The organism is Klebsiella ornithinolytica NBRC 105727 = ATCC 31898 (assembly GCF_001598295.1).
GTDB classification, from domain to species: domain Bacteria; phylum Pseudomonadota; class Gammaproteobacteria; order Enterobacterales; family Enterobacteriaceae; genus Klebsiella; species Klebsiella ornithinolytica.
The window spans coordinates 65,397-85,801 of sequence record NZ_BCYR01000005.1 but is presented as its reverse complement, the minus strand read 5'-3'; the positions used below and the strand labels follow the sequence as shown (position 1 = coordinate 85,801).

Annotated in this window: 17 protein-coding genes and 1 pseudogene; 7 read left to right on the top strand and 11 right to left on the bottom strand. The window is 58.5% G+C overall.

What is annotated here, in order from left to right; all coding sequences use genetic code 11:
• The first annotated feature begins 8 nt into the window (after positions 1 to 8).
• The 4 genes from ROR01S_RS11975 to ROR01S_RS11960 are packed head-to-tail and all read left to right on the top strand — an operon-like array spanning position 9 to position 4,536.
• Entirely contained in the window at positions 9 to 740 is a 732-nt protein-coding gene (locus ROR01S_RS11975; protein ID WP_032717296.1) for an ABC transporter permease, read from the top strand.
• 1 nt (position 741) lies between these two features.
• Positions 742 to 1,536, top strand: coding sequence for an ABC transporter ATP-binding protein (locus tag ROR01S_RS11970; RefSeq protein ID WP_004861098.1), 795 nt, complete (start codon positions 742 to 744; stop codon positions 1,534 to 1,536).
• The gene (locus ROR01S_RS11965; protein ID WP_064357135.1) at positions 1,533 to 3,053 is read left to right on the top strand and encodes an HAL/PAL/TAL family ammonia-lyase; all 1,521 of its coding nucleotides are present in this window, start codon (positions 1,533 to 1,535) and stop codon (positions 3,051 to 3,053) included. The genes ROR01S_RS11970 and ROR01S_RS11965 overlap by 4 nt, the downstream gene beginning before the upstream one ends.
• A 55-nt stretch (positions 3,054 to 3,108) precedes the next feature.
• Entirely contained in the window at positions 3,109 to 4,536 is a 1,428-nt protein-coding gene (locus tag ROR01S_RS11960) for a purine-cytosine permease family protein (protein WP_004861109.1), read from the top strand.
• Between the two features lie 30 nt (positions 4,537 to 4,566).
• Here the strand turns inward: ROR01S_RS11960 and sapF are convergent, their stop codons facing one another.
• The 8 genes from sapF to ROR01S_RS11920 all read right to left on the bottom strand — a co-directional run bounded on the left by sapF (position 4,567) and on the right by ROR01S_RS11920 (position 12,080).
• Complete coding sequence (sapF, locus tag ROR01S_RS11955) at positions 4,567 to 5,376, bottom strand: peptide ABC transporter ATP-binding protein SapF (protein WP_004861112.1); 810 nt, start codon at positions 5,374 to 5,376, stop codon at positions 4,567 to 4,569.
• A 1-nt stretch (position 5,377) separates the two neighbouring features.
• A complete protein-coding gene (sapD, locus tag ROR01S_RS11950) occupies positions 5,378 to 6,370 on the bottom strand; it encodes a putrescine export ABC transporter ATP-binding protein SapD (protein WP_004861115.1) in 993 nt (330 codons plus the stop codon).
• Positions 6,370 to 7,260 carry a putrescine export ABC transporter permease SapC gene (sapC, locus tag ROR01S_RS11945; RefSeq protein ID WP_004861118.1) on the bottom strand — a complete coding sequence of 297 codons (891 nt, stop codon included), beginning with the start codon at positions 7,258 to 7,260 and terminating at the stop codon, positions 6,370 to 6,372. The genes sapD and sapC overlap by 1 nt, the downstream gene beginning before the upstream one ends.
• On the bottom strand, positions 7,247 to 8,212 hold the full coding sequence (gene sapB / locus ROR01S_RS11940; RefSeq protein WP_004861121.1) for a putrescine export ABC transporter permease SapB: 966 nt from the start codon (positions 8,210 to 8,212) through the stop codon (positions 7,247 to 7,249). Before sapB ends, sapC begins: the two co-directional genes overlap by 14 nt.
• The gene (sapA, locus tag ROR01S_RS11935) at positions 8,209 to 9,852 is read right to left on the bottom strand and encodes an ABC transporter substrate-binding protein SapA (RefSeq protein ID WP_004861123.1); all 1,644 of its coding nucleotides are present in this window, start codon (positions 9,850 to 9,852) and stop codon (positions 8,209 to 8,211) included. Before sapA ends, sapB begins: the two co-directional genes overlap by 4 nt.
• A gap of 399 nt (positions 9,853 to 10,251) precedes the next feature.
• Positions 10,252 to 10,536 carry a hypothetical protein gene (locus ROR01S_RS11930; protein ID WP_004861126.1) on the bottom strand — a complete coding sequence of 95 codons (285 nt, stop codon included), beginning with the start codon at positions 10,534 to 10,536 and terminating at the stop codon, positions 10,252 to 10,254.
• Positions 10,537 to 10,710: 174 nt separating this feature from the next.
• A complete protein-coding gene (locus tag ROR01S_RS11925) occupies positions 10,711 to 11,025 on the bottom strand; it encodes a PTS sugar transporter subunit IIB (protein ID WP_004861127.1) in 315 nt (104 codons plus the stop codon).
• A gap of 164 nt (positions 11,026 to 11,189) precedes the next feature.
• The gene (locus ROR01S_RS11920) at positions 11,190 to 12,080 is read right to left on the bottom strand and encodes an SDR family oxidoreductase (protein ID WP_015584556.1); all 891 of its coding nucleotides are present in this window, start codon (positions 12,078 to 12,080) and stop codon (positions 11,190 to 11,192) included.
• Between the two features lie 97 nt (positions 12,081 to 12,177).
• Between ROR01S_RS11920 and ROR01S_RS11915 the strand changes: the two genes are divergently transcribed.
• The gene (locus tag ROR01S_RS11915) at positions 12,178 to 13,041 is read left to right on the top strand and encodes a helix-turn-helix transcriptional regulator (protein WP_004861134.1); all 864 of its coding nucleotides are present in this window, start codon (positions 12,178 to 12,180) and stop codon (positions 13,039 to 13,041) included.
• On the opposite strand, the gene ROR01S_RS11910 is transcribed toward ROR01S_RS11915, so the two are convergent.
• Complete coding sequence (locus ROR01S_RS11910) at positions 13,022 to 15,328, bottom strand: helix-turn-helix domain-containing protein (RefSeq protein ID WP_064359516.1); 2,307 nt, start codon at positions 15,326 to 15,328, stop codon at positions 13,022 to 13,024. The two genes, ROR01S_RS11915 and ROR01S_RS11910, sit on opposite strands and share 20 nt — an antisense overlap.
• 172 nt (positions 15,329 to 15,500) lie before the next feature.
• Here ROR01S_RS11910 and ROR01S_RS11905 point away from each other — a divergent pair, with 172 nt between their 5' ends.
• Positions 15,501 to 16,670, top strand: a complete 1,170-nt coding sequence (locus tag ROR01S_RS11905) for a M20 aminoacylase family protein (protein WP_004861141.1) — start codon at positions 15,501 to 15,503, stop codon at positions 16,668 to 16,670.
• A gap of 79 nt (positions 16,671 to 16,749) precedes the next feature.
• Here ROR01S_RS11905 and ROR01S_RS11900 read toward each other — a convergent pair.
• Positions 16,750 to 17,876: pseudogene (locus tag ROR01S_RS11900) on the bottom strand (RNA-guided endonuclease InsQ/TnpB family protein); the annotation flags it as partial.
• A 124-nt stretch (positions 17,877 to 18,000) separates the two neighbouring features.
• On the opposite strand from ROR01S_RS11900, the gene ROR01S_RS11895 reads away from it, so the two are divergent.
• On the top strand, positions 18,001 to 19,392 hold the full coding sequence (locus tag ROR01S_RS11895) for an MFS transporter (RefSeq protein WP_064359515.1): 1,392 nt from the start codon (positions 18,001 to 18,003) through the stop codon (positions 19,390 to 19,392).
• Here ROR01S_RS11895 and pspF read toward each other — a convergent pair.
• A complete protein-coding gene (pspF, locus tag ROR01S_RS11890; RefSeq protein ID WP_162098163.1) occupies positions 19,383 to 20,381 on the bottom strand; it encodes a phage shock protein operon transcriptional activator in 999 nt (332 codons plus the stop codon). The genes ROR01S_RS11895 and pspF overlap by 10 nt on opposite strands.
• Positions 20,382 to 20,405: the final 24 nt, after the last annotated feature.

Genomic DNA, 20,405 nt, shown 5'->3' with positions numbered 1-20,405 from the left:
GAGAATTTATGTTTATCGACGTTGCCTTTCTCAGCGATACCTTCCTCAAGCTCTGTGCCGCGCTGCCGGTCACGCTGGGGCTGTTTATCTGCTCCTTTCTCTGCGGCGGCGTACTGGCGGTGGGGGTTCTGGCGCTGCGCATGAGCCGCTGGCCGCTGCTCAGCAATGTTGCCAAAGGTTACATTCTGGTGTTTCGCGGTTCGCCGCTGCTGATCCAGCTGTTTCTTATCTATTACGGGCTGGGGCAGTTTGGCGTGATTCGCCACAGTTTTCTGTGGCCGCTGCTGCGCGAGCCGTTTATCTGCGCGGTGCTGGCGCTGGCGCTGTGTACCGCCGCCTACACCGCGGAAATCCTGCGCGGCGCGCTGCTGGCGGTGCCCTCTGGCCAGATTGAAGCCGGACAGGCATGCGGGATGTCCCGTTTTCTGCTGCTGCGCCGCATCATCGCCCCGGTGATGCTGCGCTATGCGCTGCCGGCCTACTCAACCGAGGCGATTTTGCTGGTGAAATCCACCGCGCTGGCCAGTCTGGTGACGGTGTGGGATGTGACCGGCGTGGCGCAGCAAATTATCCAGAGAACCTACCGGACGATGGAGGTCTTTCTCTGCGCCGCGGTTATCTATTTGCTGCTCAACTTTATCATCGTACAGCTTTATGCGCTGCTTGAGCGTCGTCTGACGCCGCATACCCGGCAAACCCCGGCCACCGTCGCACTCAAACCGGCCGCCAAAGGAGAATAGTATGCACGATCCCCGTCCCGTGACGCTGTCCGTCAGCGATATCCATAAATCCTTTGGTTCACTTGATGTGCTGAAGGGAATTTCTATCCAGGCGCAAAAAGGCGATGTGATCTCGATTCTGGGCGCCAGCGGTTCAGGTAAGAGTACGCTGTTGCGCTGCATCAACCTGCTGGAAACACCCGATGCGGGCGTGGTCAGCGTGGGGGGTGAAACCATTGAGATGAAACACCATGCGCGCGGCCACCGTTTAGCGGCCAACCCTAAGCAGATCGAACGTCTGCGTTCGCGGCTGGGGATGGTGTTCCAAAGCTTTAACCTGTGGTCGCATATGACGGTGCTGCAAAACGTGATTGAAGGGCCGCATTACGTCCTCAAACGCAGTAAGCAGGAGTGCATTGAACAGGCGGAGCAGCTGCTCGATCGCGTCGGCATGTTGAACCGCAAGGATTTTTACCCGGCCCAGCTCTCGGGAGGTCAGCAACAGCGCGTGGCGATAGCCCGGGCGCTGGCGATGGATCCGGAGGTGATGCTCTTTGATGAGCCGACTTCGGCGTTAGATCCGGAACTGGTGGGCGAAGTATTAAAAGTGATGCGCAGCCTGGCGGAAGAGGGGCGCACGATGCTGGTGGTCACGCATGAGCTAGGCTTTGCCCGCCATGTCTCCAACCGCGTGGTGTTTATGCATCAAGGCACGATTGATTGCGACGGCGCGCCGGAGGCGCTGTTCGGCGCGCATGGGTCGCCGCGTTTTCAACAGTTTATTTCCAGCCATCACCAACCAGGACAATCCGTATGAACCAACAGGTGCTGTGGGGCGACGCCCCGTTATGCTGGCAGGAGGTTGTGCAGGTCGCCAGAGGCCAGGCGCAGCTGGCGCTCAGCGCCGGCGCCTGGGAGCGCATCGCACAGGGGCGAGCGATTGTTCAGCATATTATCGACGCGGGGCAGATAGCCTACGGGATTAATACCGGCCTCGGAGCCTTGTGCAATATCACTCTGCCTGAAGAGCAGCTGAGCCAGCTATCGCGCAATACGCTGTTGAGCCACGCCTGCGGCGTCGGCCCTCTGCTGGACGACGCCCAGACGCGGGCCATTATGTGCGCCGCCGTCGCCAACTACAGCCATGGTAAGTCCGGGATTTCCTGCGCCATCGTGCAACAGCTGCTCGCCTTCCTGAATCAGCAAATCACGCCGCAGGTGCCTTCGCAAGGTTCGGTGGGCTATCTGACGCATATGGCGCATATCGGTCTGGCGCTGATGGGGATCGGCGAGGTGAGCTGGCAGGGGCGGGTGGTTCCTGCTGCCGAAGCGCTGGCGCAGGCGGGACTATCCGCCATTTCGCCGGGGGCAAAAGAGGGATTAAGCCTGGTCAACGGGACGCCGTGTATGACCGGAATGGCCTGTCTGGCCCTCGACGACGCCAGCCAACTGCTGGACTGGGCCGACGTCACCGGTGCGATGAGTTTTGAAGCGCTGCGCGGACAGATCGTGGCGTTTGACGCCGAGATCCTGGCATTGAAGGCCAGTCCTGGCATGCAGCACAGCGGCGCCCGATTACGCCAGCTGCTCGCCGACAGTCCACTGTTGAGCGTCAGCCAGGGGATACGTACCCAGGATGCGCTCAGTCTGCGATCTATGCCGCAGGTACACGGCGCCTGCCGCGATCAGTTCGATCATGCCGAGCGGCAAATTAACACCGAGCTGAACGCCTGTACGGATAATCCCTTGATTCTCGGCACCCTCGAGAACTGGCGAGTGGTATCGCAGGCGCATCCGCATGGGGAATCGGTCGCCATGGCCTGTGATGTGCTGGCGATTGCGATGGCCGAACTGGGCGCGATTGCCGAGCGGCGTCTGGATCGCCTGGTCAACCCGTTAATCAGCGGCCTGCCGGCGTTCCTGGTGGCCAAACCCGGGGTGAACTCCGGGATGATGATCGCCCAGTACGTCGCGGCCTCGCTTTGTGCGGAGAACAAGCAGCTGGCGCAGCCGGCGGTGCTTGATAATTTTGTGACCTCGGCGCTGCAGGAAGATCACCTGAGCCTCGGGACCGGCGCGTCGCTCAAGCTACAGCGCCTGCTGGCCAACCTGTATCAAATTATGGCGATCGAGTATCTGCTGGCCGCTCAGGGGCTGGAGTTTCATGCTCAGGACATGCTGGCAGCCGGCACGCGTCACGCGCTGGCGCTGCTGCGACAGCGCGTGGCGACATGGGAAGACGATCGCTGGCTGGCGCCAGAAATCGCCAAAGCGGTGGCGACCATCAAAAGCCATCGGGCTGACTGGATGGCATCGCGCCTGAACGGTCAATAGCAACAGAATAAGAAAATAAAACACAACAATAACAATAATCTATAGCGAGGAAATAATGTCTTCTTTTTCACCAGCCGACCGGCAGTCAACCCAGCGCGAACAGGGGTTAACGGAAACGCGGTCGATCGATTATATTCCTGACCGCGAACGCCACGGGCATCCCTTTAGCCAGTTTACGCTGTGGTTCGGCGGTAATCTGCAGATTACCGCCATCGTCACCGGTGCGCTGGCGGTGGTGCTGGGGGGCGATGTTGTCTGGTCGCTGATTGGGCTGTTGGTGGGGCAGGTGCTTGGCGCGGCGGTGATGTCCCTGCATGCGCTACAGGGGCCGCGCCTGGGGTTGCCGCAGATGATCATCAGCCGGGCGCAGTTTGGCGTGTTTGGTGCCGTGGTGCCGCTGGTGTTGGTGTGCGTGATGTATGTCGGCTTTTCGGCCAGCGGTACCGTACTGGCCGGTCAGGCAATGGCAAGGCTGCTGTCGATCTCTGACGTGGCCGGCATGTTGTTGTTCAGCGCGATTATTATTGTGATTGCCGTGCTGGGCTATAGGGTCATCCATAAGCTGGGCAAAGTGGCGAGCGTGGTCGGGGTGCTGGCGTTTGTCTATCTGTTCGTGACGCTGCTGCTGTCCGCCAATCTGCCGGCGATCGCGCAGAATAACCATTTTTCTCTGCCGATGTTTTTACTGGCCGTGTCGTTATCATCGTCGTGGCAGATTGCGTTCTGCCCCTACGTTTCCGATTACTCTCGCTATCTGCCGCGCAATGTCTCGGGCGCGAAAACGTTTTTGTGCGTCTTCAGCGGTACGGTGCTGGGGACTCAGGCATCGATGACGCTAGGCGTTCTGACGGCGGCTATCGCCGGCAGCGCGTTTTCCGGCCATGAAGTGAGCTTTATCGTCGGGTTAGGCAAAAGCCAGCTGATGGCGATGGTGATTTACTTTGCGATCTGCTTTGGCAAAATCACCTTTACCACCCTGAACGCCTACGGCAGCTTTATGTCGCTGAGCACCATCGTTTCCGGATTTCGCCGTCAGGCTTCGCTGTCGAAGCGGGCGCGTATTCTCTTCGTGGTGCTGATGGTGGCTATCTCATGCGTGATTGCGTTGTTGAGCGAGCCGGCGTTCTTAAAGAACTTCACCCATTTTCTGCTCTTCCTGCTGGCGTTTTTCGTTCCGTGGAGCGCCATCAGTCTGACCGACTACTATCTGATTTCCGCAGGCGCCGTGGATATTCCCGCGCTCTCCGATCCGCAACAGCGTTACGGATACTGGAACATCTACGCGATTGTCGTTTATGTGGCCGGCGTGCTTATCCAGCTGCCGTTTATTGAGAACCCGCTGTATCACGGCTCGCTGACGTGGCTGTTTGCCGGCAACGATGTCTCCTGGATTATCGGCTGGTTCGGGACCGGGGCTCTTTACTACGCGCTGCGTCGTTTTGATCGTCGCGTGCTGCCGACGCAGAGCGTGTTCCCGGACTAGAGCCGATGGAGCTGCTGCCGGCGCGGACGGTTATTTACCGTCTTTGCGCCAGGCATCGGCGGTCAGCGCCTCGCCAAAGTGGCCGGCAATCAGACGTCGGGTGAGGTCGTGCAGCGGTGACGCCAGCACATCGGCAGTACTGCCGCGCTCGACGACCTCGCCCTGATGCATCACCAGAACCTGGTCGCTGATATGCTTCATCATCCCCAGATGCTGGGTCACGTAGATATACGAAATCCCCTGTTTCTCCTGTAACTCCAGCATCAGGTTGATCAGCTGCGAACGCATCGACATATCCAGCGACGCCAGGGCTTCATCACAGATGATCACTTTCGGACGCAGAATCAGCGCGCGCGCGAGGCCCAGACGCTGCTTCTGGCCGGGAGCCAGCATATGCGGATAGTAGCTCACGTGGTCCGGCAGCAGGCCGACCATTCGCAGCGTCTCAATAATCTGCTTCTCCCGCGCCTCTGGTTCGAGGTCGGTATTCAGGCGCAGCGGGAAGTCGAGGATCTGCGAAATACGCTGCCGCGGGTTCAGCGAGGTCGACGGGTCCTGAAAGATCATGCGGATACGCTGACTGCGGAAAGAGTAGTCGCCAAACGTCAGCGGATGATCGTCAATCAACAGCTCGCCGGATGTCGGTTCGATCATGCCCGCCAGCATTTTCGCCAGGGTCGATTTTCCTGAACCGTTCTCGCCGATAATCGCCAGCGTCTGGCGTTCGCGCAGCGTAAAACTGAGCGGTTTCACCGCTTCCACCATCTGACGACGAAACCAGCCGGTACGGTAGCGAAAGGTCTTACTCAGATTACGGACTTCGAGCAATGTTTCGACCATTTCACTCTTTCTCCATGTTTAGCGGGAAATGACAGGCGTACAGATGCGTTCTGGCTCCGGTCAGGCGCGGCGTTTCAATGCATTCACGCTGCGCGTAGGGGCACCGCGGTCCAAGACGGCAGCCGATCGGCAGCTGCTCGAGCAGAGGGATGGCTCCCGGCAGCGTATTCAGGCGGCTTTTATGCGGGAGCGCGCTGCCAAAATCCGGGATCGCGCGGATTAATGCCTGGGTATACGGATGATGAGGCGTTGTCACCAGCTCTTCGCTGGGCGCCGTTTCTACCGTTTGTCCGCAGTACATGACATTGATTTTATCCGCCCATTTGCTGAGCATCTGCATATCGTGGCTGATCAGCAAAATGGTGGTGTTATTGTTCTGATTCAGACGCGTAAGCAGGCGGATGATTTGCGCCTGGGTTGTTGGTTCCATGGCGTTGGTCGGCTCATCGGCGATCAGCAGACGCGGCTGGTTGGCGAGGGCGATGGCAATCATCACCTTCTGACACTCCCCGTCGGTTAATTCGTAGGGAAAACTGCGCATGGCGTCTTTGTGATCTTTAATCCCGACACGATGCAGCAGTTCGATGGCCCGGCGTTTTCGCCAGCCGATACGCTGCCACCAGCGGCCTTTAAAGGTCCAGCCGGGGATATTCTGCATTAACTGCAGGCCGATACGCTCCGACGGATCGAGACAGGACTGTGGCTCCTGAAAAATCATCGACACGTTGTGGCCAATCAGCTTGCGGCGTTCGCGGCTGGAAAGGCGTAAGAGATCGATATCATCGAAACGCATACGGTCGGCGGTGACCCGCCAGTTGTCTTTGGTGACGCCACAGATCGCTTTGGCAATTAAACTTTTACCGGAGCCGGATTCGCCCACCAGGCCGCGAATCTCACCTTCCGCAAGGGTCAGGCTGACGCGGTCGACGGCTTTGACCCAGCCCTCGTTGGTTTTGAACTCAATGGTCAGGTTGCGAATATCAAGTAACGGCATTATTCCACCCCGGCGATAATGGCGCGGCGGATCCCGTCGCCCAGCAGGTTGACCAACAGGACGCTAATCATAATCGCCGCACCGGGCAGCATTACCGTCCATGGCGCGACGTAAATCAGCTCCAGCGCGTCGCCCAGCATCGCCCCCCATTCCGGGGAGGGAAGCTGGGCGCCGAGGTCGAGAAAGCCCAGGGCAGCGATATCGAGAATCGCCATGGATAATGCGCGGGTGATCTCCGTGACCAGCCCGGAGGCGATATTCGGCAGCACCGCAAACCAGAGAATATTTAATGTCGACGCGCCGTCGAGACGGGCGGCGATGACGTACTCTTTTTCCAGCTCATCATGCACCATGCTGTAGACCGAACGCACGATACGCGGCAGCAGCGCCAGCCAGACGGCGAACATCGCGTGGCTCAGATGCGGCCCGGCGAAAGCCACGACAATAATGGCCAGCAGCAGCGACGGAATCGACAGCAGGGTATCGAGGATATGGTTCAACATCGCCGACAGCAGGCCATGGGTTGAGCCGGCGACGACGCCGAGCACCAGGCCAAACAGCGTCGCCGCGAAGGTGACGACAAAAGCGCCGCCGACGGTCGGCGCCGCGCCGCTCAGCAGACGGCTCAATACATCGCGACCGAGATCGTCGGTCCCGAGGAAGAACGACACTTCGCCATAGCGCGACCATGACGGCGGCAACAGCTGGTAGCCAAGAAACTGCTGATCGATACCATAAGGGGCAAACCAGCCGCCGAAGACGCACAGCAGCACCAGACCCGCGCAGCCGTACAGGCCGATCATCGCAGTCGTGTCGCCGTAGAATTTTCGCCAGACGGTACGCAGCGCCCCGGGCGGACGCTTTTCCAGATACACACTATCGTAGGGCATACCATTCCTTATGTTTCAGCGGGTTAGCCATCGCACCCAGAATATCTGATATCACGTTGACGGTAATCACCAGTGCGCCAATGACCATCACGCCGGCCGAAATGGCGGCGTAATCCTGCTGGCGAATCGCGTTTATCAACCAGCGACCGAGCCCCGGCCAGCTGAACACCATTTCAGTGATCATCGCCAGGGTCAGCATGGTTGAAAACTGCAGCCCAAGACGTGGGATCACCGGCGGCAGAGCGTTGTGCAGCACGTGGCGGTGTAAAATCGTACGTCGCGACACGCCGCGGGTAGCCGCCGCCTTCACGTAGTTGGTGTCATACACTTCGCTGGTGCTGATGCGCATCAGGCGGATCACTTCGGTGGTGGGGGCGACCGCCAGCGTCAGTACCGGCAGCACCATATGGCGAACGGCGCTGACGATCATCTCATGGCGCCACGGCGAATCGGACAGCCAGGCGTCAATCAGCGCAAAACCGGTAACCGTTTTCACTTCGTACAGCAGGTCGAAGCGCCCGGAGACCGGGAACCAGCCGAGGGTCAGAGAGAAAAAGAGCGTCAGCAGCAGCGCCAGCCAGAACACGGGAATCGAGAAGCCAAGCAGCGCGAGGGCGCTGATCAGCGTATCGGGCCACTTGTTGCGCATAATCCCCGCCAGCATACCGACGGGGATACCCACCAGCAGCGCGAAGCCAAACGCGAGGATACACAGCTCCATGGTGGCAGGGAAAACCTCTTTCAGCTGTTCGGAAATCAGCTGACCGTTAATGCTGGAGACCCCGAAGTCCCAGTGCAACAGCCCGCTGAACCAAAACTGCCAGGCGTTCCACAGCGACGCGCCCTGCAGCGGGGCGTGGGGGGTAAAATAGCTCAGGCTGAAGCCGACGAAGGTCAGGAAAAAGAGGGTGACCAGCAGCAGCAGCAGGCGGCGCAGGGTAAAAATAATCATGGTTTTTTCACCTCGTCTTTTTTCTCCCGCGAGACGCCCGCAAAGGAAGCGTTGCCAAACGGACTCAGTATCAGACCTTTCATATCATAGCGGTAGGCCTGCAGACGCAGCGATGACGCCAGCGGCAGCACCGGCAGGTCGCGGGCCAGGATATGCTGCGCCTCTTTATAGGCTTCAATGCGCGACGCCAGCTGCTGCGAGCGCAGGGCCTTTTGCAATACCTCGTCAAATTCGCGATTGCACCAGTGGGCGAAGTTGGTCTGTGAGGCAATGGCCGCACAGCTCAGCAGCGGGCGGAAAAAACTATCCGGGTCGTTGCTGTCCGTGGCCCAACCGGAGAGCGTCAGATCGTGGTTCATGTCCATCAGCCTGGCCTCCTGGAAACGGCCTTCGACCGGCACAATAATCACCTTCACGCCAATTTGCGCCATGTCCGCCTGAATCAGCTCGGCGGTTTTCAGCGGGCTGGGGTTCCAGGCCTGTGAGCTGGTGGGCACCCAGAGCTTGAGCGTCAGCTTTTCCAGCCCCAGCGCTTTGAGCCGCTCGCGCGCTTCTTTTGGATTGTATTCGGTAATTTTAGCGTCGTTATCGTAGGCCCACGAGGCGCGCGGCAACATCGACGCGGCGGTTTCCGCCGTACCGTAATAAATAGACTGCATCAGGCGTTGGTTGTTGATAGCCAGCGCCAGCGCATGGCGAACTTCCGGTTTATCCAGCGGCGGCCGGGCGGTATTGAACGCCAGCCAGGCGATATTCATTCCCGGGCGTAGCGTCAGACGCAGACGGGGATCGTCGCGTAAAATGGTCAACTGGCTGGCGGCAGGCCAGGCCAGAACATCGCACTCCCCGGTGAGCAGTTTCGACAAGCGGCCGGTACCGCCGGAACCGAGGTCGACCACCACCTGCGGCATCAGCGGTTTGCCGCGCCAGTAATCCGGATGGCGCTGCAGGCGCACGTATTGCCCGGCGCGGTACTCTTCCAGCTGGAACGGACCGGTACCGACCGGTTGACGGTCAAGCTGTTCCGGACGATCGGCTTTGGTCAACTGCGCGCCGTATTCCGCAGACATGACCGACGCATAGTGGGTGGCCAGGTGCCAGAGGAACGAGGCATCCGGGCGCTTCAGGCGAAATTCGACGGTTTGGTTGTCCAGCTTACGCACGCTTTCGACGCTGTCGGCGAACTGTAAGCTGTCGAAATAGGGGAAGCTGCTGCCGTTGACGCTGTGCCACGGATCGTCACGGTTAAAAATACGACTGAAGGTGAAAATCACATCGTCAGCGTTAAAGGCGCGGGTGGGTTTAAACCAGGATGTCGACTGGAAAGGGACGTGGCTACGCAGATGGAAGCGGTAAGTCGCGCCGTTATCCAGGACTTCCCAGCTTTCGGCCAGCTCAGGGACCAGACGGTAGGTATAGGGATCGACATCCAGCAGGCGATCGTACAGCTGGGCGGCTAACGTGTCGACAATCAGACCGCTGCTGACTTTCTGCGGGTTAAAGGTATTAACCTGACCGCTGACGCAGTAAACAAAGCCGCTATCGCGAATATCGGCATTCGCAGGCAGCGTGGGCGCGGCAACAGCCTGCCCGCACAGCAGCGATGCTACCGCCAGGAGAGAAGATATTTTCAGGCGCATAATGTTTTTATGATGATAGAGCGGTGCTCTATCTTATTAATATTGAATGACATATTCCATCACCTTCAACGCTCACAGGGACAATATCACGACGGCTGCGCCGCCGTGCTGTTCCGCAGGTTCGAATGCATACCACACCGCTACTTCGAGTATACCTCGTAAAACCACCAGGCGTTTTTATCCTCCATCTCCCTGAATAAACGGACAAAGCGTACGAGAGCACGGGTTGCGCCGATCGTGATGCTGCAAAGGGAGCTGTGGATTGATATTCATCAAAAACCTGAGGGTATGGTGCTCTTTTAGGCGCTTCTCAGCATATTCATGCGGTGTATGGCGGATAATGAAACATGGTATCTTTTTATTGCCACTTTCTCCAGTTAGCTGTTAATTCACCGACGCTTACAGCGGAAGTAAGCGGTTATATCGACCGATATAATCCTTTGGCGTGATTTCGATCGCCATCCCACCCCGATGGGTGGCAACAAAGCTGCGCAGAACCAGTCCGCTGCACTTCTCGCTAATTTCCCAGCCCTGTTCGCTGTAGGAATCCAGGGTTGAACGGATACATAAATCGGAGAAGATCATCATTACGGAGAGGGCGGGCGAACGATGGTTTTTCATCGTGTGGGTCAGGCTGACATGGGCCGCATAGCGACTAAGAGTATGAATATTAACCGGAATCATGTGCGTTTTCAGTCCATTGAACGATGATGCGCAGACTATAATTCACATTGGCACATCTTACCAGTTACAAATAATTAACTCGGAGGGCGGGAGCGCCGGGGGTCATTCAATACCGACGATGCGGGATAATGCGGGCCGGCCGTCTGCGACTTACCCGCATTGTTTCATGCTCTGTCAGGTGAGCGATTGCGACAGATTGGCCAGCGCAAATTTAAGCACGCTGTCGCCGTTGAATGCGGCGTAGGGCAGGCTCTCAATAACCGCAATCTCCTGTTGGTCTTGCAGCACGTTAGCGATCTCATCCCTTTTATATTGAATATGCGGCGCCACTAATACGGCGTTGTAGGCCGGGGCAACGCTAAACACATTCTCCAGGCCTACGGCGCTAATTAACAGATTCAAACCCTGCGCATCCGCTATTTTTTGCATTTTCTTCGCTAAGATGTTCGCTGTCTCGCCGGACAGGCAACATATCAGTAATTTTTTCACGGTTTTATCCTCGATGGAGTACCGCAACTACCTTATTCCGCTCCCGGCGGAGAAAATGCGTGGCCCATCAATTTTGTCTGACAAATTTATCCGGGCGGCGAGATAAAAAAAGGGCCGCCGGCTCAGCGCGCGCTAAGCATACGGCCGCCTTTTTGGTGACATTGTCACTTATCGTGATTCAGGCGACGCAGATCGTCCAGCAGGCCCGGGCCGGTGGGCCGCCAGTTCAGCTGCTGACGGGTCCAGACCGAGGTTGCGCGTAAATCCATGCCGGCGAAGGCGGCAAACCAGCCAAAGTGGGCCGCCGCGCGATCGGCGCTCAGGGACTGCAGCGGCAGGTGCAGTTTCTCCGCCACCGCCTCGGCGATGCGCAGAGAGGGGATCGCCTCTTCATCAACGGCATGATAGCGCCTGCCGGCCAGACCTTGTTCCAGTACCCGCAGATACAGCGCGGCAACATCGCTGATGTGGGCGGCCGACCAGCAGTTATTCCCCTCGCCGACCACGGCCACGACCCCTTTTTCTGCCGCCTGCGCGATGTAATAGGTCAATAAGCCCTGGCGGGTGGTGTCATGCACCTGAGGCAGTCGCACCACCCGGACATCAACCCCGGCATCCAGCAGCCGGTTTCCCGCACGCTCTGAGGCGACGCGCGGGTTCGGGTGCCCGGGGTTGAAGTGCATTTCACTGGCGGGTAGTCCGTTACCGATGTCACCCATGGCGGTACCGGAGGTGATGATGAGCGGCCGCCGGCTGCCTTTCAACGCCGCGCCGATGGCGAGAATAACGCGGTGGTCTTTTTCGCAGTTTTCCACAAAGCGGCTGAAATCATGATCGAAAGCGGTGTGGATCACCGCATCGCAGCGGGCGACCGCCGCCAGCAGCGAGTCCGGATCTTCCAGGCTTCCGTACTGCACTTCTGCGCCTGCCGTCTGCAGCGCGAGGGCGCTGGCCTCTGAACGCGCCAGGCCGGTGACCTGGTGCCCGGCGGCCAGCAGTTCGCTGAGAATACGTGAGCCGATAAATCCGCTCGCGCCGGTGAGAAAAATTCGCATAACCTGCCTCCAGAATGAGTATCCAGGCTATGGTAGTCTTAACGCGATACGATAAAAGTAGAGACATTATCAGGGTATAAAGACTAACAGGCTGAGTATGAGCGACTCTTCAACGTATGCATTGGGTGAATTTCTGCGGGCGCGGCGTTTACGGCTCGATCCGGCAACATTTGGCTTCACGCCAGGCCGTCGGCGCACGCCCGGGCTCCGGCGCGAAGAGGTTGCTCAGCTGGCAAATATCAGCCCCACCTGGTACACCTGGCTGGAACAGGGGCGCGGCGGAGCGCCATCCCGGGAAGTGCTGGGCCGTATTGCCGGTGGATTAAGGCTGACAACGCCGGAGCGTGAACACCTGTTTATTCTGGCATTTGGCCATCCGCCGGAAACCCGGCTGATTGTCTCCGACGACATTACCCCGCGTTTACAGCGGGTGCTGGATGCCTTCCCCGTTCCAGCGATCGTCAAAACCGTCGCCTGGGACGTGATTGCGTGGAATGATGCCGCCGCCCGTGTCCTGACCGACTACGGCCGGCTGGCGCCCGCCGAACGTAATATTCTCCGTCGCCTGTTTACCCACCGCTCTGCGCGCAGCGCGCTGGAAGACTGGTCGTCCGTTGCCCGCCTTATCGTCAGCGCCTTTCGTGCCGATGTTGCCCGGGTAGGCGCATCGCCGGAAAACGAACGGCTCATCGCCGAACTCTGCCGTCAGAGCCCGGAATTTGACACCTTCTGGCGCAGCAATGATGTGGCCGGGCAGGGCGAAGGCTTTAAGCGCATGCATCATCCGCAGCTTGGTATGATTGAGCTGGAGTTTTCCACCTTTACCGTTGATGGCCGCCCGGACCTCACCATGATGGTATTTAACCCGGCAACCGAGGAGAGCCGGGTGAAAATCCATGATTGGGTAAAACAGGGAACGCCGTTATCTGATGGTGGAGAGGTTAGTCACTTACCGGGGTAAATTCGTAGAGAACCAGGGCGTTGCTTTCCAGCGAGTCGACGACATGCCAGCCGTTTTCCTGCCGCTCTTCTGAGACGCTCAGCGCCGGGCGGGCTTTGTGCATTATCCAGTGATAATCCTCTTCTTCCGGCCCGCTCTGGCTGCGGAAGGCGTCAAAAAGCGGGAATAACGCCCCGTGATGGCGATCGAAGAGATGCTGTTTAACCCGCCAGCGGCCCTCCAGCCCCAATAGCTGTACGCTATAGGGCTGGCTGAAGCGTTGGATAAAAGCCTCTTCGCTGGAGAGCCAGGGATTGAACACCACCGTATTACGTAACAGCAGCTGGTAATGTTCCCCGTGGCGTAACAGCAGCAGATTTTTGTCATTCACCAGCACCTCCCCACGCAGGCGGCGCCACAGCCACAGCACCCAGTAAACCGGACGCGGGAGGCCGTGCAGATAGTGCAGCGCCAGGCTCGAGGTATCCAGCTTGCCGTTCGCCCGCGCTTCGCCCTGCAGGCCTGAGTTGAGCCAGAACCCGGCCAGCCACACCTGATCCGCCAGCCCCAGCAGGTTATCCATCAACAGCGCGCCGCGAAAGAAACGGCCGTTGGTGTCGCGGGTGTTGCCGGTCAACGTATTCCAGGAGAGCAGCCAGACGGGAAGCGACAGCTGGCGCTGGCGCAGGGCGCTATGGATCTGGCGCAGTTTATGTACCGGATAGTTTTCGCTGGCGGCCAGTCTGCTGCTATCGAGCTGGGCCAGATCCAGCAGTTCGTTCGCATCGGCCTGACAGGCGAGAAAACTGGCTTCGGTCAACAGCGGCGAACGGAGCAGAGTGTCTTCAGCAATGGCGCTCTCCGGGAAGCGATGCCAGATCCCCAGCTGCGACTGCGGCACTATCGCCCGCAGCGTGTCGCGCTGCTGTTGCCAGGCGTGCTGGCGCGCCTCTTCGCTGGCCTGCGGTGACCAGTGCCAGACAAATCGCCAGCTGGCAAGCGTCGCCGGAGGGAAGTGATTCGCGGCGAGGCGTAAAAAACGCTGTAGCAGATCGCAGCGGGTGGTCAGCCCGGTATGCAAAATCAGCCCCCAGCCCATGTTGGCCAGCCAGCTGAAAATTTGCTGCAGCTGGTACCAGCAGGCATAGCCTGCCATCTGCGGGTCATCCCAGCCGGTGGCGAACAGTCTGCTGCTGAGAAACGGGTCGTGAATATCAATCGCATAGACCGGCAGGGTATCGTGCAGCCGCTCCAGCTCGCGGCGGACATCTTCGCGTAATAAATCGTCCAGTTCGCGCACGGTGACCACGATTCGGGTATGGCGTAATGGCGTGGCCCGGCCCGGTAGCTGACGCAGATCAATCTGGCGGGTCTGCTGCGGATTCAGCCGCGGCGGAGGATTATCCCAGCCGTTTTTCTCCGGCTCATTCAGCCGGGCATAGAGGCGCTCCACGGCTACCGGCTGCCAGATATCGGCCTGGCCTATCCGTGAACGGACGGATTCCTGGTGGCTCTGCGGATGCTGCTGGCGAAACTGACGCGGCGTCAGTTCATGCAGCCGTTTAAACAGGTCGCTCATGATGCGGGTGCTGGCGAACCCCTGCTCCTGGGCAATCTGCTGCACCGACTTGCGGGTGGTGAGGAGCTGTTCCGCCGCCTTGTTGAGACGCAGAGCGGTAATGTACTGCACAAAGCTTACGCCGACCTCCTTGCGAAACAGCCTGGATAGCCAGGCTTCGGAGACAAATTCGGCCGCGGCGACATCGTGTAGCGAAAGCCGCTGCTGATAGTTGGCCTCGATCCGCGCCACCACCCGGGCAATGCGGCGGCTCCACTTCTCCGCTCCGCGCTGTGTCCTGGCGATGACGGGCCGGGTGTAGCGAGTAGCCAGCAGCAGGGCAATTTCACTGAGCCAGCGATTGGCTTCCAGGCGGTAGCGGGACTGGTGATTCACCAGTTCAATGACCAACAGCTGGCGCATCAGATGGCGCAGGTTATCATCGGCATCGCGGGTGGCGTCGGTGACCTGGTAGTCAACGGCGAAAAAATCACCGTCAAGACGCGTCAGCCAGCCATAAGGCAGGGTCAACAGCATCACCGCATTGGCGGCGGCGGCGGTCAGGCTCCAGCGCTGATGACGGTTCACTATCGCCAGGTCGTCAGTATCCAGCTGCTGACGGAGATCGCCGTCATGCAGCCCGACGCGGCCTTCCAGCACCCACAGCAACGTTAAGGCATCGCTATCCTGTTGACTGTACTGACGAACATCGCGAACCACGACGCTAAAATCGCCTGAATGGTGTTCCACCGTAACGTCCCCTCAAAGACAAAAAATAACAGGTTATTTTTTGTCATAACCGATTTTTATGAAAAGCACTCATGAATAATCCGTCAATATAAAACAAAAAATAGCGCATCGTAGACTTTTTAACCGCATAAACTCGGAAGTGTCGCGCAAACCCAATGAAGGAATAACAAAAATGACACATCCACTTATTGAGGCCTTACAGGTTAATGAAGCGCAGTTTATCGCCCTGCGTCGCCGTTTCCATCAGCAGCCGGAGATCGGCTTCGAAGAACATCAAACCAGCGATGAAGTGGCACGCCTGCTGACCGAGTGGGGCTATGAGGTGCATCGTGGTCTGGCGGGAACCGGCGTGGTCGGGAGCCTGACCGTCGGCAGCGGTCAGCGTCGCCTCGGCCTGCGCGCCGACATGGACGCGCTGCCGATGCAGGAGGCGAGCGGTAAAGCCTGGGCCAGTCAGGTCGATGGTCGTTTTCACGGCTGCGGTCATGACGGACACACCACCACGCTCCTGTACGCCGCCGAGTATCTGGCGCGTACCCGGCAGTTTAATGGCACGCTACAGCTGATTTTTCAGCCCGCTGAAGAGCTGCTGTACGGCGGGCGGGTTATGGTGGAAGACGGCCTGTTCGATAAATTCCCCTGCGACCTGATCTTTGGTCTGCACAATATGCCGGGGCAGGCGGTGGGTAACATTGGCCTGCGCGACGGCGCCATGATGGCCTCCTCCGATACCCTGCATATTGAGGTCAAGGGAGTGGGCGGGCACGGGGCGGTACCGGAGCATACCGTTGACGCCACGCTGGTTGCCTGTCACATCACGCTGGCGCTGCAATCCATCGTGTCGCGCAATATCACGCCATTTGAACCGGCGGTGGTGACCGTCGGCAGTATTCAGGCGGGACATGCGCCAAACATTATCAACGATAAGGTGCTGATGAAGCTGACGGTCCGCACGCTGAATGAGCAGGTGCGGGAAACGGTCCTGCAGCGCATTCACGATATTGCCGTTGCCCAGGCGGAAAGCTTTAACGCCACGGCCACCTTAACCCATGTCAACGGCAGTCCGGTGCTGAAAAACGATCCCGCCGCGAATCAGATGGTGCGCGAGGTGGCGACGTCGCTGTTTGGCGAAGCGCAGGTCGGGGAGGTGAAACCGTTTATGGGCAGCGAAGATTTTGCCTTTATGCTCGAACATAATCCGAACGGGTGTTATTTCACTATCGGCGCCGGAGATGAAGCCGATCGCTGTATGGTGCATAACCCCGGCTATGATTTTAACGACGAGATCCTGCTCAAGGGCGCGGCGCTGTGGTGCGGCCTGACGGAACATTATCTGCGCTAACGACCCGCGACCGGAGGACCCTATTTTGACACTCCCCACCCTGAAGGAAGGGGATTCTTGTTTCGCGGAGTCGAACCTGAGCCGCACTAAGCGTTTTAGGATTTACAGACTCTCCACAAGCTAACACTGCCAGTCCGGCAGCTTTTATATTCCGGGCCGCGTTAATGTCACGGTCATGGTCTGCGCCGCATTCAGGGCAGTGCCATTTACGAACATCAAGAGGCATTTTTTGCATGGTGAAACCGCAACAGCTACAGCGTTTTGAGGACGGAAAATACGGGTCAATTGCGACCACGCTACGCCCTGCCCATTCGCCTTTATACCGGAGCTGGCGCACGAATTCGCTCCAGCTCGCGTCTGCTATCGCTTTGGATAGTGACGGGTTGCGGAGCATGTTGTTCACCTTAAGGGATTCGACGCAAACAACCTGGTTATCGTTAATCAGTTTGCGGGTTGCCTTGTGCAAGGCATCCAGTCGGCAATCGGCAATTTTTGCGTAAAGTCGGGCAACTTTTAAGCGAGCCCTGGCGCGGTTTTTCGATCCTCTGGCCTTTTTGCTTAACCGGCGCTGGAGTAGAGCCAGGCGTGCTGCGTATTTAGCAGTATAGCGGGGATTGCTTTGTTTAAATCCGGTATCGGTGACGAACAAATCTTTTAAACCGACATCAATGCCGACGGTGGAAGCGGCGATCGGCAGTGATACAGGTTCAGACTCGCAAAGGCAGGAGACGAAATATCGTCCGGCGGCATCTTTTGAAATAGTGACGGTAGAGGGTGCAGACGGTAATTCACGGCTCCAGCGCACGTCTAAAGGCGCTTTGCATTTTGCCAGTACAACCTGCCGTCACGGTATTTAAACGCGCTGGCGGTCAGCTCTGCCGTCTGTTTATGGCGTTTGCTCTTAAAGGCAGGATATGCGGCACGTCCGGCGAAGAAGTTCGAAAACGCCGTTTGTTGGTGGCGCAAGGCTTGCTGTAGTGGCACGCAGGAAACGTCATTCAGCCAGACAAATTCTGGCTCTTTTTTCAGTGCTGTCAGACGGGCACTGGCTTGTGTATAGCCGATTTTCTCCTGGCGTTCGTAGTAGGCATCGGTACGCCAGCGCAGGATCGAGTTATAGACAAAACGCACGCATCCGAACGTTTGAGCCAGAAGCTCAGCTTGCCCGGGTGTTGGATAAAACCTGTATTTATAGGCGCGTCTCATAGCCTCAGAAAATACGCATAAAAATGTGAAGGATATTGACGATGGTCAAATCAAAAGCAGTCAGGGGGAAACCCAGCTCCTTTCCTCGCCGTCCTAAAAGGACGAAGTATCCCGGAGGCACTCTATGAGCTCCGTATCTCTGACCGACACACCGTTTGTCGGCACCGATCGTCTGCTGGCGGGCATCGTGCTGAGCGTGCTGACCTTCTGGCTGTTTGCCCAGTCGGTTATCAACGTCGTGCCGGCAATGAAAAACAGTCTGGATATTTCCCTGGAGACGCTGACGCTTGCCGTCAGCCTCAGCGCACTTTTCAGCGGCTGCTTTGTTGTCGCCAGCGGCGGGCTGGCGGATAAATTTGGCCGGATGCGCATGACCCATATCGGCTTAGGATTGAGTATTGCCGGTAGTGCGCTGCTGATCCTGGCCCAGGGACCCTGGCTGTTTCTCGCCGGGCGCGTTTTACAGGGGCTGTCGGCGGCCTGCATCATGCCCGCGACCCTGGCATTGATCAAAACCTGGTATGAAGGCAAGGCCCGCCAGCGCGCAGTGAGCTTCTGGGTTATCGGTTCGTGGGGCGGTAGCGGGCTATGTTCATTCGTCGGCGGCGCCATCGCGACCGGTCTTGGCTGGCGTTGGATCTTTGTCTTTTCCATTGCCGTTGCGCTGGTGGCGCTGCTGCTGCTTCGCGGTACGCCGGAAAGCCGTAGCGCCGGCGCGCAGCAGCAAAAGCTGGATATCAGCGGCCTGTTGAGCCTGATCGCGTCGCTGGTGCTGTTGAATCTGTTTATCAGTAAGGGGCACGGGTGGGGCTGGAGCAGCGGCCTGTCGCTGACGATGTTTGCCGGCTCGCTGCTGGCGGCAGGGTTTTTCATCCGCAGCGGCCTGCGCAAAGGGGACGCCGCGCTGATTGATTTTGCACTGTTTCGCAACCGGGCCTACAGCGCCGCCGTGCTGTCAAACTTTCTGCTTAACGGCGCGATTGGCACGATGATGATCACCAGTATCTGGCTGCAAAAAGGGCACAATATGAGCCCGCTGGAGACCGGCGGCATGACGCTGGGCTATCTGGTGACCGTTCTGGCGATGATCCGCGTGGGGGAAAAGCTGCTGCAGCGCTACGGGGCCAGGCTGCCGATGATGACCGGGCCGCTCCTGACCGCCGTGGCGATTGTGCTTATCTCCTGCACCTTTCTCGATAAGTCGCTCTATATCGTCACCGTTTTTCTCAGCAACGTGCTGTTTGGCCTCGGGCTGGGGTGCTATGCGACACCCTCTACCGACACGGCGGTAGTCAACGCGCCGGAAAACAAAGTGGGCGTCGCCTCGGGGATTTACAAAATGGGCAGCTCGCTGGGTGGGGCGATGGGAATTGCGGTGACAGCGTCACTTTTTGCGCTGTTTTTACCGCTCGGTATGGCCAGCGCCGCCCAGTATGCGCTGTGGTTTAACGCGGCGATGTGCCTGGGGGCAACGGTGGTCAGCGCCCTGATGCTGCCGTGTCGGTCTCACAGCTGATGTTTTTTGAGCAGCGCCCGCAGCTGGTGGTAGGTTAACCCAAGCAGCGCCGCCGCCTGTTTCTGATTGTACTTCGCCTGCTGCAGACTCGTCTGCAGCAGGTTTTTTTCTTGTTCCTGCTGGAAGGCCCGCAGATCCAGAGGTAGCGTTGGCCCGGCGGGATTCGCGGCAACGTCTGCGGGGGGCGACTGAAGCGGCAGAGGTTGATGGAACGGATTAATGATGATGTTATCCAGTTCGCTGTCGCTGGTGCCGTGGCGATAGACCGAGCGCTCCACCACGTTTTTCAGCTCACGAATATTCCCCGGCCAGCGGTAGCCGAGCAGCGTTTCGCGGGCGCGATCGCTGAAGCCGGGAAACAGCGGCAGACCCAGTTCACGACACATCTGGATAGCGAACTGGTTTGCCAGCAGCATAATGTCGCTCTGTCTGTCGCGTAGCGGCGGCAGCTGCACCACATCGAAGGCGAGGCGGTCGAGGAGGTCGGCGCGGAAATGGCCGGCCTCAACCATCTGCGGCAGATCGGCATTGGTCGCACACACCAGACGCACGTTGACCTGCAGCGGCTGACTGCCGCCCACGCGCTCCAGTTCGCCATATTCAATTACCCGCAGCAGCTTTTCCTGTACCAGCATCGGCGCTGTCGCCAGCTCATCCAGGAACAGGGTTCCACCGTCGGCGCGCTCAAAGCGTCCCGGATGACGCTTGCTGGCTCCGGTAAAGGCGCCGGCTTCATGGCCAAACAGTTCGCTATCCAGCAGATTTTCATTCAGCGCCGCGCAGTTGAGGGAGATGAACGGTCCCTGCCAGCGCGAAGAGAGAAAGTGCAGGCGGTTGGCGATAAGCTCTTTACCGGTGCCGCGTTCACCAATGACCAGCACCGGTTTGTCCAGCGGCGCCAGCCGCGACACTTGTTCCAGCACCTCGAGAAAGCTGTTCGCTTCTCCGAGCAGGTTATCCTTGTATTCCGCCATGATGAAATTCGCCATTTAATCGTGTGATTCACCAGGTTA